Genomic DNA, 16,657 nt, shown 5'->3' with positions numbered 1-16,657 from the left:
AGAACGGGTGGCTTGCTCTTCGGCTGAAAGCCTCTGCTACCGGCCGAGGCCTAAAGGCCTACCGAATGGTTTCCCTTCAGCACCACCTTTGCTAGCTGACCCGTCTAGCGGGTCTCTTTAAGATTACTTTCTTTTATTCTTCTCACCTGTAAACGGATCATATTCCTCAAAAAGACTGAGCTGATCTGCTATCACGTCTTCTTGTAATTGATTACGAATATATTCTTCAATTCGCTTCTGATTTCGCCCAACCGTATCAACATAAAAGCCTCGACACCAAAATTTGCGATTCCCATATTTATACTTTAAATTAGCATGTCGGTCGAATATCATTAAGCTACTTTTACCCTTTAAATATCCCATAAATGAAGAAATACTTAGTTTCGGTGGTATACTCACTAACATGTGAATATGATCTGGGCAAGCTTCTGCTTCATGAATTTCAACACCTTTTCTTTCACATAATAACCGTAAGATTTGACCAATACTTGCTTTGTATTTCCCATAAATTATCTGACGTCTATATTTTGGGGCGAAAACAATATGATACTTACAATTCCATGTAGTATGTGCTAAACTATTATTATCCTGTCTCATCAGGGGTCCTCCTTTTGTATATTAGTTAGTGGTCGGGAAACCTTATCTAATATAACACTTTAGGGGGACTTTTTTGATACATCGCTAAAAGCTTTTCGGAACCACTAGCACAGCTAGTGGTTTTCGAGAGACAAGAAAAACAGAGCAAGTGCTAGACTTGCTCTGTTTCTTCATTTAGTTCAGGGTGTTTTGCTGCTTCTTCCCTTGCCAAGCGTTCACGCTCAAGACGGAGTTTTCGGTTAGGATTTAAGCGCGTAAAGAGTTCTTCAAGTTTCTTTGGATTCCAAACATCGGCCGCAGAAACAAAATTTCCATCTTTATCCCTGAAGGATATCGGTTTATCTCCCATTGTAAACCTCTTATTTCAATATTTTTAAATTCACCAACTTCACGTAGTTAGTAAGGTTGCTTGGCAGACCGCCATAGCGACTGGCCTAGACTATCTTGTGCTTCAGCACTTAGAGAGTCTTGCTCGGTTACGACACGAAGGAAAGTCGGTCGATTATACCGACTTTACGTAGTTAGTGAGGTTGATAGGCAGTCAGCCATAGCAGCTGCCGTAGACTATCAAGTGCTTCAGCATTTAGAGAGTCTTGCTCGGTTACGACACGAAGGAAAGTCGGTCGATTATACCGACTTTACGCAGTTAGTGAGGTTGATAGGCAGTCAGCCATAGCGGCTGCCGTAGAATAGCAAGTGCTTCAGCACTTAGAGAGTCTTTCAACGTCAATCCACAAACTCAAACTCGAAGTTGCCGATACGAACGATGTCGCCATCCTTAGCACCACGTTCACGAAGCGCTTCATCAACTCCCATACCACGCAATTGACGTGCAAATTTCATGATAGATTCGTCACGTTCCATGTTGGTCATAACAAAGAGTTTTTCAAGTTTCTCACCAGAAAGTACCCATGAAGCGTCATCGTCACGGCTAATTTCAAATGGACGTTCATCCTCGTTAAAGCCGTAGTAAACTTCTTCTTGTTCCATATCGTCTTCGCTATAAAGCAAGAATTCATCTGTCTCATCAAGCAATTCTGCAGTAGCTTCCAAGAGATTTTCCAAACCTTGGTGAGCCAAACTTGAAATTGGGAAAATTTGTGGCAACTCATCAAATTCATCATAGTTAGCAGCCAATTTTTCCTTAAACTCTTTCAAGTTTTCCTCAGCCCCGGGCATGTCCATCTTATTAGCCACAATAATTTGTGGTCGTTCCATCAAGCGAAGGTTGTAAGTTTCCAACTCTTTGTTAATTTGAAGATAATCCTCGTAAGGATCACGTCCTTCACTCGCTGACATATCAATCACATGAAGGATAACACGTGTACGCTCAATGTGGCGAAGAAACTGTGTTCCCAAACCAACACCCTGGCTAGCCCCCTCAATCAATCCTGGAAGGTCAGCCATGGCAAAGCTCTCACCTGACTTGGTACGAACCATCCCCAAGTTAGGAACGATTGTCGTAAAGTGATAGGCACCAATCTTTGGTTTTGCTGCGGTTACCACACTGAGGATTGTTGATTTACCAACAGATGGGAAACCAACCAAACCAACATCAGCTAAAATCTTCAATTCCAATTGAAGTTCACGCTCTTCACCTGGTTCACCATTTTCAGCGATTTCGGGAGCAGGGTTACGAGGTGTCGCAAAGCGGATATTTCCACGTCCACCACGACCACCGTGAGCAATGACAAACTCTTGTCCATCCTCAACCATATCAGTAATAACCTTGCCTGTCTCAGCATCACGAACTGTCGTACCAGGCGGGATACTAACGATGAGGTCTTCAGCACCTCGTCCGTGCATTCCCTTGGTCATCCCTTTTTCGCCATTCTTAGCCTTGAATTTACGATTATAACGGAAATCCATAAGGGTACGCAAACCTTCGTCAACCTTGAAAATGACTGAGCCACCCTTACCACCGTCACCGCCCCAAGGACCGCCATTGGGTACATATTTCTCACGACGGAAGGCAACCATCCCGTCACCACCACGACCAGCTTTGACACTAATCTTGGCTGTATCTAAAAACATACTCATCTATATTTCTCTCTTTCTGATTTGTATGCCATGTACAAATTCAATCACAAACGAAAGAATTTCCGACATACACAAAAAAACGCTTGATAGCGTCTTAAAGGACAGCTGCGACTGCTTGGAAAATCAATGCCCCAACTGTTACTAATAGCATAATCAAAACGACCAACACTGTTAGACGTTCAAAAAATGATTTCTTACGTGGTCCGTTATCTCCAAATGCCACTTGAATTTACCTCGTTTTTTCTTCTAATATTTCACAATAATAGTAACAAAAATCTGCCTATTTCGCAACTCTTAGACTAGCTTAAGCCAAAGGAATTCCAAAAACCGTTAAAGCTTCCAACTCCTCCTCGGTCAAACGTCGCCAAGCACCGACTTCTAAATCATTGGGCAGGCTTAAAGGCCCCATACTTAGACGTTGTAACTCTGTCACTTCCTTACCACAAGCTGCTACCATACGCTTAACCTGATGAAATTTCCCTTCAGCAATGGTAATCTGAACCAGGCTAGTCCCAGTAGCCCTATCTACTGAAATAATCTCTAGTTTAGCTGGTTGGCAAGTGTGATCTTTGAGTTCAATTCCTTTTTCAAAAGCCAGAATATCCTCCTGATCCATGATTCCATCAACCTTAGCCTGATAAATCTTATCAACATGTTTCTTTGGAGACAGCATAGCGTGAGCTAAATCGCCATTATTGGTCAAAAGCAAGAGACCGTGAGTATCAATATCCAAACGTCCAACAGGAAAGACCTGCTTATGTCTAGCTGTATCATCCAGTAAATCAAGTACTGTCTTGTGACGGGCATCCTCCGTCGCTGAAATGACACCCTGAGGCTTATTTAAAAGATAGTAAACAAAGGTCTCGTGTGTTAATGCTTGACCTTGAAAAGCAATCTGGTCTTGATTCTCATCAATCTGAGTCTTAGGTGACGTCTCCACCTGACCATTTACGGTCACTTGCTTCTTTTTGAGAAAGGTCTTGACTTGACTGCGACTACCAACACCACAATCAACCAAAAACTTATCCAGACGCATCTATACTTCCTCCTTTATTGGAATCCAAACTTCCATCTCATAATCTTCAGCCTGACGATTCCCTGGTGGATAAACCTCTACAGTTGGCTGAGCAATCATTTCAAAATGTTTCTTAGCATAATGAAAACTCTCCCAAACTGCTGCTGTTGCAGGCCCTCTAAGTTTAAAAACCGCATAAGTAGCCGGTGCAAGAGCAATCATTTCCATACTATCATCCTCACCAGCCAAGGCTGTTACATAAGTCTTACGACTGCCATCATTGATCCGAATACCATAGGTAGGAACAGCCAAATCATCTTGTTCTGCCAAAAAGGGTACCCAAAGGAAGTCTGTTGGCTTACCTAGTTCCTCGCCTTCAAAAGCCATCCCTGAAAAACTCAAAAATCCCTTTCGAACAACCTTCACATCATAACGAACAGTTACTAAATCCAGCTTTTGAATCACCTTCTTCAGCTTTGTCAGTTCAACTGGAACCTCATCCGCTAGGACATAAGAAATCTTTTCTACAAATGCTTCTTTTTCAGCATTACCTGAACCTATAGGAACCAATACCCAATCTTCTGCTGTGACACTTTGATCTTCACAAAGGTAGGTAAAGTGCTTTCCTCCTTCGTTAAAAGACACATCAGCTAAACGAAAAAGGGGCTCAGGCAAATCGACAACCACCATCTCAAGCCCCTTTGCTTGAAACAAGAGCTCTTGATTCCTTAAACGCACCTTCATAGCCAAGCTATCACTATCAATTGAAAAGGTGTTGTCAGTGTCCATTACAGACTGAAAGAAGGCCTGGTGTAAACCTGAAAAAGTCCAGACAGCATGCCAACGACACATCATCTCATAATCGTCAATGGTCACCAGAAGAGAGAGCTCCTGCTGGTCAGATGCATAGGAATATGCTTGAACGCCCAGTTGGTTTGGTGTCAGGTAGTCATTAACAAAGACCGCAAAGTCATCCATGGTTTGAAAATCTGACATAAACGCTCCTTTTCTATTCCTCGACCGAGCCTGTCACATACATGGTAAATGTAGCCCTTGTAAGAATTTTCTCTTCCTGATTAGTAATGACAACTTCCACCACCTTAGTCGTCTTTCCATTATGAACACACAATCCCTCAATCTTGAGTTGGTCAGACAAATGCCCTGCCTTGAGATAATTGATATTAGACTGAAGCGTCACCGCATAGTCACCTGTTGAAATGGCCACGAGCCCTGCGACCTGATCACAAAGCGTAAACAGATATCCCCCATGAGCATTACCAAAATAATTCAGGGACTTCTCGACTACCTTAGTTGTCACGATAACATGTCCCGTTTCAAATAGTTCTTCTTGAAAATTCTCAAATACACGGATCTCATGTAGTTTGTCTTCCATAGCAAGCCCTCCTATCGTTGCTCATTCCACACCTAGTGAAATGACACGTCTTTATCTACTAGTATAACACGAAGTTCATAAAGGATAATAAGCTTATTTGGCTAAGCTAATATCAACCTTAATATCTTCACGAAAAAGCTTCTTCACTCGACAATAATTATCCACAAAAGCCAAGAGTTCTTGTTCATTTTCCAAAATCAGATCCTTAGGTAAATGAATCGCAAGTGTGAAATGCCCTTCTTCATAGTTGGAATCAACCTGAATAGCAAGCTCCTCAATTCCCTGATACTTGGCAAAATAACTCTGTAGACACATGGTCACACAAGAAGCCAAAGCAATATTCACCAGGCTCATAGGTGTTTCCCCATCTTCCGTATAGCCAAAAAGTTCCACAGGTGCTCCATACCCCTCTGAAAGTGAATGGAATCGTTTGTCACCTTTAATTGTTGTTTGATACATCATGTCACCTCAATCTATTTTTTATTATTATAACAAAGAGAGGGCTAAGGACCGAGCTGAACGATTTGAAATATCTATCAAAAAAACAGAAAGCGTAAGGGTTATCAGCTCTTATTTTCCAATAGATTAGTCTTGTACAACACTGATATTACCAAGGGGTTACAGTTGAGTAAAAACGACTGGAAGCGCTTTTAAAATTATGGTTTTTCATTTAAAATGAATTTACTAAGAAAAAAGGGAGACTATTATGAAAACATTTTCTAAATTAACTTTAGCCTCTGTCTCAGTTCTTGCCTTGTTGACCTTAGCAGCATGTGGCAACTCTAAAGACAAAACTGACTCATCATCTTCAGCACCATCATCAAGCAAGGTGACCAAAGAATCTTCTTCAACTGATTCAAGTGCTTCAGTAAAAGTCAACAAAGATGGATCATCTGAAGTCAGCGACGGAAACGCTAACTCAGCAAAAACAAACGGCAATAACACTGTAGAAGCTAACGATAGCGAAGGTAACAGCGCAACAGTTGGTCAAGATGGTTCAGTCGATGTTAATAGCCAAGACGGTACAAACGTCAAAGTCGGATCAGACGGAACTGTCTCAATTGGTAACTAAATAAGATAAAAAAGGCTAGCTATTCTGCTAGTCTATTTTTTTAGATTTAGATTGATGTAAACGCTTCCTGAACGTGCTATAATAGGCGTGGAAATCCAAATTCAGGAGGTGAGACAATGAAAAATAAAATCATCTTAGGATGTTTGGCTGCAGCGACTTGTGAGATTCTCTTTGGGCTCAGTTTTATCTTTACCAAATCTATTACAGCACAGGTCAGTGACCTGGCTTTAATCTCTTGGCGTTTTGTCACAGCCTTCCTTTTTATTAACCTCTATTTTCTCATCAGTCGACGTCGGATAACAATTAACGGTAGAAATCTTAAACCTCTGACACGTATTGCCATCCTCAATCCGATAATCTATTTTATCTGTGAAACGATTGGCATTCGTATGACGACGGCTTCTGAAAGTGGAGCCTTTCTCGCCTGCATCCCAGTCGTTGCCCTTATCATGTCTAGCCTTATTTTAAAAGAATGGCCCAGCCGTTGGCAGGTGGTCGGTGTCATCACCACCCTCGTCGGTATCATCATGGCTGTCTTTGCTGCTGGCGGTTCTACCGACTTCTCCCTGGTGGGCTACTTGATTCTAGGTCTAGCAGTTGTCTCCTACGCCCTGTATTGCGTTGATGTTGAAAGGGCTAGTCAATTCAGTAGCCTTGAGATTACTTATTTTATGCTTGCCAGTGGTTGCCTGACATTCGGACTCTTTGCACTCAGCCAAGGCTTTCTAGCAGGCGATTTGAAAGAGCTCTTGCTACTCCCTGTAATCAATCCAAAATTCACTATCACCATCCTTTATCAAGGCTTGGGATGCAGTGTTCTGGGCTATCTTCTATCAAATTTTGCCATCGCAAATATCGGGGTTAACAGAACAGCATCCTTTATTGGGATTTCGACAATTATCTCAATTCTAGCGGCTGTCGTCGTCTTAGGAGAACCCTTCTCGTATTTACAAATTTTTGCAGGAATTTTAGTCGTCTTGGGCGTCTATGTGGCCAATAAAACCTAAAACTCTCGGGAATTAATCTTCCGAGAGTTTTTAGTCTTAATCAAGCTCTGTTTGGATTAACACGACGAGTTCTTCCTCATTAGGAATGCTGCTTACCGCAGTCGGCTCAGGTAAAGCCTTATCTCCATACCCCTTAATAATATGTGATAAGAACACAGACGCTTTTGTCATGGCAAGAGGTAAAGAATCTGCCCTAATGCCACGACCAAAATCAGGAAAACTAATTTGATAACCTTCCTCAATCGTGTGAAAAATCGCTGGATATTCGTATAACATGTCTCTTCCCCCATTTCAATACTATACTCCTCTATGATAAGATTCGTTTGAAGAGAAGTCAACCGAAAATCGTTATAAAGAGGGAGTGAAACCATTCGAAACAAGTCAGCTCTAAAACTAAAACGAGAAGTGGACATATAATACCTATGTTTTGGAACTATTCGAAACAACACAGCTCTAAAACGTTTTCTAATAGGGGGGTAACATTTTGGAAGTTTTGGAACCATTCGAAACAACACAGCTCTAAAACTCTTCTGATGGTTTTCTCACTAACTGACTTGTTTTGGAACCATTCGAAACAACACAGCTCTAAAACGCGTGGATATTCTCGAAGTTTGCACTTGCAGTTTTGGAACCATTCGAAACAACACAGCTCTAAAACCGCTATATCAGACGGCTATCAGCGTGTGCTGTTTTGGAACCATTCGAAACAACACAGCTCTAAAACTTATCTGTTGACATAATATAAGAAATCGTAGTTTTGGAACCATTCGAAACAACACAGCTCTAAAACTCATAAACCGTTCTAGCTACACGCCTAGCAGTTTTGGAACCATTCGAAACAACACAGCTCTAAAACATGGCTAAGCTCATGACCTCTATCAACCAAGTTTTGGAACCATTCGAAACAACACAGCTCTAAAACAGTTCGCCTTCTTTGACATTGCCAAACGAAGTTTTGGAACCATTCGAAACAACACAGCTCTAAAACAATGTCTTAATTAGGGTAGTCACTAGATTAGTTTTGGAACCATTCGAAACAACACAGCTCTAAAACCCTTTCTTGTTTTATACTTTTATTATTCCTGTTTTGGAACCATTCGAAACAACACAGCTCTAAAACTCTTCAGTGAACTTATAAGTCCAATTCTCAGTTTTGGAACCATTCGAAACAACACAGCTCTAAAACAGGGCTTAAAGCAGCCTTGCAAGGTTTAAGGTTTTGGAACCATTCGAAACAACACAGCTCTAAAACTGGTAATCCACAAGGCAGACAATGCCGTGGGTTTTGGAACCATTCGAAACAACACAGCTCTAAAACTGTGGGGGTCATTCCCTAGCAATCATTCTAGTTTTGGAACCATTCGAAACAACACAGCTCTAAAACTCGTTGTCGCCATGCATTTACACAGTGATAGTTTTGGAACCATTCGAAACAACACAGCTCTAAAACATCCAATAATAACGACGGTCATGCGTGTCAGTTTTGGAACCATTCGAAACAACACAGCTCTAAAACTAGCTTTTTGGGCGACAGTCATAGCTATCGGTTTTGGAACCATTCGAAACAACACAGCTCTAAAACATAGATATAGTGAAATCATTTTGGAGGTTTGTTTTGGAACCATTCGAAACAACACAGCTCTAAAACAATGGCAGGAGCTGGACTTGCTATGGTAAGGTTTTGGAACCATTCGAAACAACACAGCTCTAAAACTCGATAAATATCTAAATGCTTGATTTATCAGTTTTGGAACCATTCGAAACAACACAGCTCTAAAACAGGATTGGGATAAACGTTATAAAAAGCTTTGTTTTGGAACCATTCGAAACAACACAGCTCTAAAACCCTTCGGTGGGATTCTTACTCTTTGAATTTGTTTTGGAACCATTCGAAACAACACAGCTCTAAAACACGAAAGGGATAGAACATGAAGGACGTAACGTTTTGGAACCATTCGAAACAACACAGCTCTAAAACAGAATCTCGCAATTCATTCGCTAGTAACTTGTTTTGGAACCATTCGAAACAACACAGCTCTAAAACAAACCACTTAACTTATAAGCTCCCATAAGCGTTTTGGAACCATTCGAAACAACACAGCTCTAAAACCGCTAGCTCACTGCTACGGCTAGGGTGGTAGTTTTGGAACCATTCGAAACAACACAGCTCTAAAACAACCGATTTGAAATGCGGGTTTACATTCTGTTTTGGAACCATTCGAAACAACACAGCTCTAAAACATTGCTAAACGAGGTCTATATTGTAGCTTAGTTTTGGAACCATTCGAAACAACACAGCTCTAAAACATAAAAGGGCGGCGTCTACCTATGAAGGCTGTTTTGGAACCATTCGAAACAACACAGCTCTAAAACTCTAACCCCCAAATTGCCAAACTGGAGCGAGTTTTGGAACCATTCGAAACAACACAGCTCTAAAACTATGGACACCATACGAGGAAAACGAACGCAGTTTTGGAACCATTCGAAACAACACAGCTCTAAAACTGTCTCTATTTATAGATTTCAGCGTGGAGTGTTTTGGAACCATTCGAAACAACACAGCTCTAAAACACCCTATAGCATTTGGCAAGAAACAAACACGTTTTGGAACCATTCGAAACAACACAGCTCTAAAACTGTGACGGCGTTGCTTCTCACCTTTTGCTTGTTTTGGAACCATTCGAAACAACACAGCTCTAAAACTAACAATCTAAATAACTATATTAGAGACGTGTTTTGGAACCATTCGAAACAACACAGCTCTAAAACAGGCTCTACATGCAAGCTGGCGTGACTTACGTTTTGGAACCATTCGAAACAACACAGCTCTAAAACGATAGTTACAGCAGTAACTCCGATTGTCCAGTTTTGGAACCATTCGAAACAACACAGCTCTAAAACTCGAAATAAGCAACGTCATCGTCTTCTGCAGTTTTGGAACCATTCGAAACAACACAGCTCTAAAACTGTTTATATACTCCTTCTAATACGAAAAAAGTTTTGGAACCATTCGAAACAACACAGCTCTAAAACCTCGTAGGTCATTTTTCTCTACCAGATTTCGTAATCGCGCTATTCATCTCAGCCTGACTTCAGCTTCAAAATGATTCCATTTTTTATGTTTATTATACCTTAAAAAGCCTTATATAACAACGTTTTAACAAATAGAGCTGTCGCTATATCGAAAAAATTTTAGAAATCTTATTCCAATCAACTTACCTTCTCACCTATCAGATAGCTTATAATCTACACTCTAACAAAATGATTCTTCCACTCAACTTCATGTAGAAACTACTAAATACTAAAAGATAGTCTTGAAATAACTCAAGACTATCTATACTTATTACCAAATTACTAGTTATTATAAGGCATCAAAATGTAATCCTTATCCAAAATAAATTGTTGAATACCTTTAATCTTTCTAGGTTCCAAAAATAATACATCAGCTTGTAATAACTTTGTATATTCCAAGATTTGATAAATTTCATCATTAGAAAAATACGACAAACTATTGACGAACACCAAAATTCTCTTTTTAACTAAATATTTGAAAATCTGTAAAATCTCAAATATTTTTTCAAAAACCGTACAAGACGTAGTTTCGATTCTGATACCTAACGATTTAATTAGTTCTAAAAGTGTAATCTCATCATACTCTATATCTAGTTCATTTTCTAAACACTCTGCCATGATAATATCAGTAATTAATGATACCAAAGAATCTATTTCTGATCTAACTTCTGGTTTATCATTCAACTGGCTTACAATATCTGTGTGAAGCAACTTTAATACCTGAGAAGTATTAATATCGTAACCTAAAATATCTGTTATTAAAAGTAATTCAGAGGACTTTATACTCCTTATTTTACTATCAAATATTGTTAAATTCGATTGTTCATCATACTGATAGAATTCCTTAACTATTTGAGCAAACACACTCACATCCTCAATTACGAGAACTGTCCCCTGGCTAATCTCCATAGGCTCATCCAAAAGCGAAAAATTAATCTTCATCACAATAATCTTCTCCTAAGAACACTAACCTTTCGTCTGAATTGGCAACACTGGTGTTCTTATCTCCGTACAAATAAATCATACGAGCAAATTGCTTTTCAGTAACTGTTAATATTGTTATATTTCCTTTTTTAGGATTATTAGCCTTAAGTCGTCCAATCATTGCTGTATTTGCGGTATTGTTTAACAAAAGTTTACTATAAACCGAATACTGGTGCATAATAAAACCTTCACTTAATAGGAACTTCCTAAACTTACGATACGCTTTCCTCTCTTCAGCAGTATCTGTTGGCATATCAAACATTAATATCATTCGCATATATCTATAACTCATATTCTAAATTCAGGAATTTCCTCACCTAACTGATTTAACACTTTTATAACTTTTTTTGTATAATCACTAACAATGTTTGATAAATACATCTCTTTTCCATTGTAGAGATAGGTTTCTGAAAAAATCAAAAAGAGTTCTTTCTTGATTTTGACAAAATTCTTATGTCGATTTTGATAAACAATTCTATCTATAATTGGTCTAAATGGCTCCATAATATCACTAGCAAGGTTAAATTGATTAAACTGATTAGTATGCTTTAAACCAATTTGTGTCATACAACCACAGACGACAACCTCACGTGCAAACATACTCAATAATAAAGTATAACCATAATCTAGCGCTGCATTGATATCATTATCACTTTCCCTAGTAAAGTCATTTCCGAAAAGTGTATTAAAATAAATTCTGGCAGAGTGACCCTCACGATTACTAGGATCAAACTGTTCTAAACCATGATATAACTCCATAATTGATTGAGATTTCTCAAAGAAGGAACATTCTCCCAAATAGTAGGACTGATTCAATATCTTTTGTGCAATAATAGCCGTCCATACTTCACATTTAACATCTTCTTTCCAAGAAATTTGTCTAGCTATTTGTAGACTAGAATCATGACGTGCATAATACGGTGTAAGAAAAGCTGTCGGCAATCGTTTATCATCACAGAAAATAACAAGAATATTTTCATCAACTAATCTCTTTACTAACATAGTGGTTAGTACAATATCAGTAGTTTCCAATAAAAGTATATCAATCTCAGAAAGATGAATCATCTCAGTTTTATATGAGTTTCTAAAAATAAGGTGATTATTCTTATATGACAGTTTAGAATGTGTGTTTACGACTACTGTTCTCCAACCCGCCATTAATCCTCTCCTAGTTTGCCAAGGTCTATTCGTGTTTCATAGAGGCCTGTAACAGATTGGTGAATAAGTGTGGCGTTTAGAATTTCAGCAACAGATGAATATCGTTTTCTTTCAATATTATGTCCAAAGAATTTAAAAGTGGCTGGTGCCCCAATCGAAGTAAATGTCAACAAATTGATAAAGGAAATAACCAACTCATCAATCTCAGCATCCATATTTGTATGATAGATTTCTCTTATCTTTTTCAAATTTTTTTCTGCCAAAATATATTTTTCAGAAAAAACTGATACAACATCAAGGATTTTCCCAAAATCTGCCCGATGAGTTTCTACATATTCTAGATGTTCTGGTTCTAGAGTATTATGGATATTTTTTGCATGATAAAGTAGTTTAACCAATTTGTTAGGCAGAATAAACTCATTACCCTTTTGTAGCTCTTTAGCACTTGCTAATAATCTACGTCTTCCATTCTCTAATTCAAATAGACTGAACTTAGGTAATGGTATGATATTTTCATCTTGGATATTTCGGAGTCCTCTTCTTTCAAGAAAATCTATTGTGTTCTTTTCGAAAGACTCTTTTTCCATAATAGTTATACCAACTAACTCCTTAACTGGTTTTAACTTCTTAGACTTTCCTTTCTCTCTTTCTGCCATAACCAATACAGAATAAGCAACAATAGGACTATCAAATCCACCATATTTTTTTGTACCCCAAATCATTTTCTTCGTTTTTCTAGGAATCAACTTGTCAGAATTACCATGTGGCTGTACTAACTCTTTAGAAAATCCTCCTGACTGTACTTCAACTTTCTTCACAACATTTACTTGCGGATAAGAAAGTACTCTCCTTACAGTTGCTAAATCAGATTCTTTATTCCAAACGGATTCACCTGTCTCTTCATTTACTTCAATAATTGGTCTGTCAATAACTGTGCCATCAGCTAAAGGAATAGATTTTTTAAAGATATTCATGATATTTGAATAGAAATATACCTTTTCTGTAGCTGACTTTCTTTCTCTAAAACTATTGTATTTTGGGTAGTCACCATACACAAATTCTGGCTCTAGTTTAGGGTATTTCTTCAGTAAAGCACTTGCCACAACAGCATTCAAATAGGCATCATGAGCATGATGAAAATCATTGATTTCACGAACTTTATAAAGTTCAAAATCCTTACGAAATTGAGAAACTAAGGTAGATTTCAAGGTAATGATTTTTACTGTTCGTAACGTTTTATTATCTTCATCTTTTTTATTATTAAATCTCTCATCAAGTAAACGAGCTACATGTTTTGTTATTTGACGTGTTTCTACCAACTGGCGTTGAATAAAACCAGCTTTGTCCTCAGGTGACAATCCTCCCCGTTCAGCTTTTGTCAGATTATCAAATTTTCGTTGAGAAATTAATTTTGATTTCAATAATTGATACCAAAGTGTCTTTCTTTTTTTGACAACCTCTAAGCTAGGAACATCATCTGATTTACCACGGTTGCTAGCAGATGAAACAAGTACTTTATTGTCAATAGAATTATCTTTCAAAAAGGCTTGAGGAATAATATGATCAATATCATAATTACTTAATCTATCAATATCTAATTCTTCTCCGGTATACATATCTTTTCCGTTTTGAAGATAATACAAATAAAGTCGATCATTTTGAAGTACGTTATTGTCTATTTTAGAAAGTTTTGCAGGAATATTTTCCTTAAGTATCTTACTACCTAAGTCTTTGAGAGATTCTTCTAAACGTTTCAAGCGTTGTTGAGAATTAGATTTACCTTGGTTGGTATATTGGTTTTCACGAGCCATCTCAACAACAATTGACTCAGGTCTTCTTCCCATAACTTTAACTAATTCATCTACAATTTTTATGCTTTGTAAAATCCCTTTTTTAATCGCAGGACTTCCTGGCAAAGCCTGAACGACCTGTTTAATATTATCTTTGTCACCAATAATTTGTGCTTTCTTTATCTTCTTTTTAAAAGAAAGAGCATCATCGTGAATAAGTTGCATGAAATTACGGTTAGAAACACCATCATCAATTAAGTAATCAAGAATAGTATTACCAGATTTTTCATCTCGAATACCATTAATAAGCTTAGCAGATAACTTACCCCAGCCAGTATAATGTCTACGAGATAACTTTTTCAAAACGGATTTATCGAATATATTCTCAAATTTTGAAAGACGTTGTTTTATCATCTCTCTATCTTCAAAAATTGTCAAAGTATGGATAATTTCTTCGATAATCGCTTCATTTGAACTATCATCCAAAAACTCTTTATCATTAATAATATTTAAAAGATCGTGATAAGTAGATAAACTAGAATTAAACTGTTTCTCTATGCCTTTTAATTCAATTCCATCATATCCATCAATTGCATGTAAATATTCAATAATATCCTTATCAGTAACTTTCCTTTTATTTTTAAAATAAAGTCGGACAATATCTTTCTTCTGCTTACTATCTAAAAATTGATAATCTCTCATACTTTCGGCAATAAATCTAACTTTTGTTAATTCATTATATACAGTAAAAGTTTCGTATAAGAGACTATGCTTTGGAAGTACCTTCTCTTCTGGCAAATACAAATCAAAACTAGTCATTCGATTAATAAAAGCCTCTGCCGAAGATTCTTTGTCAATAACGTCCTCAAAATTCCAAGGTGTAATTTTTTCATTTCGTTTTCTTATTGACCAAGCGAAGTCACTATTCCCTCTCGCAAGTGGACCTACATAATAAGGAATTCGGAAGGTTAAAATCTTCTCGATTCTTTCTTTATTTTTAGCCAAGAAAGGATAAAATTTAGCTTGCTTATCGAGAATTGCTCTCATTTCTTGAAGATGAATCTGATATGGTATTGAACCATTATCAAATGTGCGTTGCTTTCTTAAAAAGTCTTCTCGATCAATTTTTTCAAGAAAATAGTCCGCACCTTCAAGACCAGCCAATAGTTTTTTTAGATGTACATAGAAATCTTCCTGACTTGTTTTTCCATCAATATAACCAGCATAACCGTTTTTGGTGTCGTCTTTAAATACTTCATTATAAGTTTCTAGCGAAATATTTCTTATGTATGCCTTTAGTAACGCTAAATCTTCTTCGTGTTCTTTATATCGCATTATCATAGCAGAAGAAAGAGGTGCTTCTGTCCCATTATCAGTTACAGTCAGAATACCTGATAAAAGAATAGCATCATAAAGTTTCTTTGCTTTGAGAAAGACATCACTATAATCATCTCCAATATAACCTAACAAAGTCTCTAAATCTTCATCATAGCTTTCTTTAGAAAAATGTAAAGGGGCTTTTTCGTCTAAATTAAAATATTTCTTAAAGTCAGCTTGATTTCCTACAATCAACTTTAGAAACTCTGAAAAAATACCCGAATTCTTCTCCCCAGGAAAGAGTTTTAAAATACGATCTTTCTTTGCTGATTTACTAATCTTATCTTTAACAATTTCCTCAAGTTGTTTACTATTCTCAAGTGATAAATCCGATTCAAAAATAGCATTATAAGTGTCCAAAAAGTCTTGAAAATTCTTCTGAATATCATTATTTTTTGAATTAAACTCTCCTTCAATTAAGAAGTGACCTCTATATTTAATCATATGAGCCAATGCAAGATAAACTAGACGCAAATCTGCTTTTTTAGTACTATCTGCTAAATATTTCCTCAAATGATAGATAGTTGGAAATTCATCATGATAGGCTTTTTCTTCTACTAAATTTCCAAATATCGGATACTTACTATCACGTTTATCATCAGGAACTAAAAATGAATCGTCAAGTCTTTGAAAGAAAGCATCATCTAATGTAGCCATCTCTGTGCTAAAAATTTCCTGCAAATAAAGGATACGATTACGTCGTCTAGTATAACGTCTTCTTGCAGTACGCTTCAATCTTCTTCCCTCTGCTGTGATTCCAGAGTCAAAGAGTAATGCACCTAACAGGTTCTTTTTGATATACTTTTTACTCGTATTTCCTAAGACTTTCATTTTTTTAGATGGAACCTTGTAATCATCAGTTATTACAGCCCATCCAACACTATTCGTCCCAATATCAAGTCCAATTGAGTATGGCTTAGTCATGCTTTTCTCCTTATTTGAAAAATCTTAATTTATAGAAAATATTATACACTTATTAAAGAACATTTCAACACCTGATAGAACTACTTATTTAATAGTACAGAGTTAAAGTCTTATGATTAAGAAAATAATTTTTTATTACCTTACTCTGTAGTATATTGACATATTGGTTACAAAGCTATATAATAAAAACGCTTTGAAACCATTCGAAACAATACAGCAAAGTTAAAA

15 protein-coding genes and 1 CRISPR repeat array are annotated in these 16,657 nt (G+C 37.3%); of the genes, 2 read left to right on the top strand and 13 right to left on the bottom strand.

What is annotated here, in order from left to right; genetic code table 11:
- Window positions 1-123 precede the first annotated feature (123 nt).
- The 8 genes from tnpA to ACT170_RS10170 form a co-directional block, all read right to left on the bottom strand.
- Entirely contained in the window at window positions 124-597 is a 474-nt protein-coding gene (gene tnpA, locus ACT170_RS10205; protein ID WP_002891962.1) for an IS200/IS605 family transposase, read from the bottom strand.
- Between the two features lie 151 nt (window positions 598-748).
- Complete coding sequence (locus ACT170_RS10200; RefSeq protein ID WP_002884415.1) at window positions 749-946, bottom strand: hypothetical protein; 198 nt, start codon at window positions 944-946, stop codon at window positions 749-751.
- A gap of 377 nt (window positions 947-1,323) precedes the next feature.
- On the bottom strand, window positions 1,324-2,637 hold the full coding sequence (obgE, locus tag ACT170_RS10195; RefSeq protein WP_002884694.1) for a GTPase ObgE: 1,314 nt from the start codon (window positions 2,635-2,637) through the stop codon (window positions 1,324-1,326).
- Between the two features lie 94 nt (window positions 2,638-2,731).
- Entirely contained in the window at window positions 2,732-2,860 is a 129-nt protein-coding gene (locus ACT170_RS10190; RefSeq protein ID WP_002884629.1) for a DUF4044 domain-containing protein, read from the bottom strand.
- Between the two features lie 81 nt (window positions 2,861-2,941).
- The gene (locus tag ACT170_RS10185) at window positions 2,942-3,673 is read right to left on the bottom strand and encodes a pseudouridine synthase (RefSeq protein WP_148512839.1); all 732 of its coding nucleotides are present in this window, start codon (window positions 3,671-3,673) and stop codon (window positions 2,942-2,944) included.
- Window positions 3,674-4,648 (bottom strand): GyrI-like domain-containing protein, encoded by a 975-nt coding sequence (locus ACT170_RS10180; RefSeq protein WP_444818276.1) that lies wholly within the window; start codon window positions 4,646-4,648, stop codon window positions 3,674-3,676.
- Window positions 4,649-4,661: 13 nt separating this feature from the next.
- On the bottom strand, window positions 4,662-5,045 hold the full coding sequence (locus ACT170_RS10175) for a PaaI family thioesterase (protein ID WP_022496322.1): 384 nt from the start codon (window positions 5,043-5,045) through the stop codon (window positions 4,662-4,664).
- Between the two features lie 93 nt (window positions 5,046-5,138).
- Window positions 5,139-5,504: an OsmC family protein gene (locus ACT170_RS10170; RefSeq protein ID WP_037598323.1), complete on the bottom strand. Its 366-nt coding sequence runs from the start codon at window positions 5,502-5,504 to the stop codon at window positions 5,139-5,141.
- Between the two features lie 247 nt (window positions 5,505-5,751).
- Here ACT170_RS10170 and ACT170_RS10165 point away from each other — a divergent pair, with 247 nt between their 5' ends.
- Together ACT170_RS10165 and ACT170_RS10160 are read left to right on the top strand one after the other, a co-directional pair.
- The gene (locus ACT170_RS10165) at window positions 5,752-6,117 is read left to right on the top strand and encodes a hypothetical protein (protein ID WP_037601648.1); all 366 of its coding nucleotides are present in this window, start codon (window positions 5,752-5,754) and stop codon (window positions 6,115-6,117) included.
- 116 nt (window positions 6,118-6,233) lie between these two features.
- The gene (locus ACT170_RS10160; RefSeq protein WP_225745335.1) at window positions 6,234-7,124 is read left to right on the top strand and encodes a DMT family transporter; all 891 of its coding nucleotides are present in this window, start codon (window positions 6,234-6,236) and stop codon (window positions 7,122-7,124) included.
- Window positions 7,125-7,160: 36 nt separating this feature from the next.
- On the opposite strand, the gene ACT170_RS10155 is transcribed toward ACT170_RS10160, so the two are convergent.
- The 5 genes from ACT170_RS10155 to cas9 all read right to left on the bottom strand — a co-directional run bounded on the left by ACT170_RS10155 (window position 7,161) and on the right by cas9 (window position 16,429).
- Window positions 7,161-7,400, bottom strand: a complete 240-nt coding sequence (locus tag ACT170_RS10155; protein WP_155198199.1) for a hypothetical protein — start codon at window positions 7,398-7,400, stop codon at window positions 7,161-7,163.
- Window positions 7,401-7,482: 82 nt separating this feature from the next.
- Window positions 7,483-10,157: direct repeats of the CRISPR family, unit length 36 nt; unit sequence GTTTTGGAACCATTCGAAACAACACAGCTCTAAAAC.
- Window positions 10,158-10,478: 321 nt separating this feature from the next.
- Window positions 10,479-11,138: a type II-A CRISPR-associated protein Csn2 gene (gene csn2, locus ACT170_RS10150; protein WP_045772202.1), complete on the bottom strand. Its 660-nt coding sequence runs from the start codon at window positions 11,136-11,138 to the stop codon at window positions 10,479-10,481.
- Complete coding sequence (gene cas2, locus ACT170_RS10145; protein ID WP_045772201.1) at window positions 11,128-11,472, bottom strand: CRISPR-associated endonuclease Cas2; 345 nt, start codon at window positions 11,470-11,472, stop codon at window positions 11,128-11,130. Before cas2 ends, csn2 begins: the two co-directional genes overlap by 11 nt.
- On the bottom strand, window positions 11,469-12,338 hold the full coding sequence (gene cas1, locus ACT170_RS10140; RefSeq protein WP_410536910.1) for a type II CRISPR-associated endonuclease Cas1: 870 nt from the start codon (window positions 12,336-12,338) through the stop codon (window positions 11,469-11,471). The genes cas2 and cas1 overlap by 4 nt, the downstream gene beginning before the upstream one ends.
- Window positions 12,338-16,429 carry a type II CRISPR RNA-guided endonuclease Cas9 gene (gene cas9 / locus ACT170_RS10135; RefSeq protein ID WP_410536908.1) on the bottom strand — a complete coding sequence of 1,364 codons (4,092 nt, stop codon included), beginning with the start codon at window positions 16,427-16,429 and terminating at the stop codon, window positions 12,338-12,340. Before cas9 ends, cas1 begins: the two co-directional genes overlap by 1 nt.
- Window positions 16,430-16,657: the final 228 nt, after the last annotated feature.

Origin of the sequence: Streptococcus sp. cx1 (assembly GCF_052384325.1) — a bacterium.
In the GTDB taxonomy this organism is placed as follows: Bacteria; Bacillota; Bacilli; order Lactobacillales; family Streptococcaceae; genus Streptococcus; species Streptococcus salivarius_G.
The sequence above is the reverse complement of the archived record's forward strand: the minus strand, read 5'-3'. Positions and strand labels throughout refer to the sequence as shown.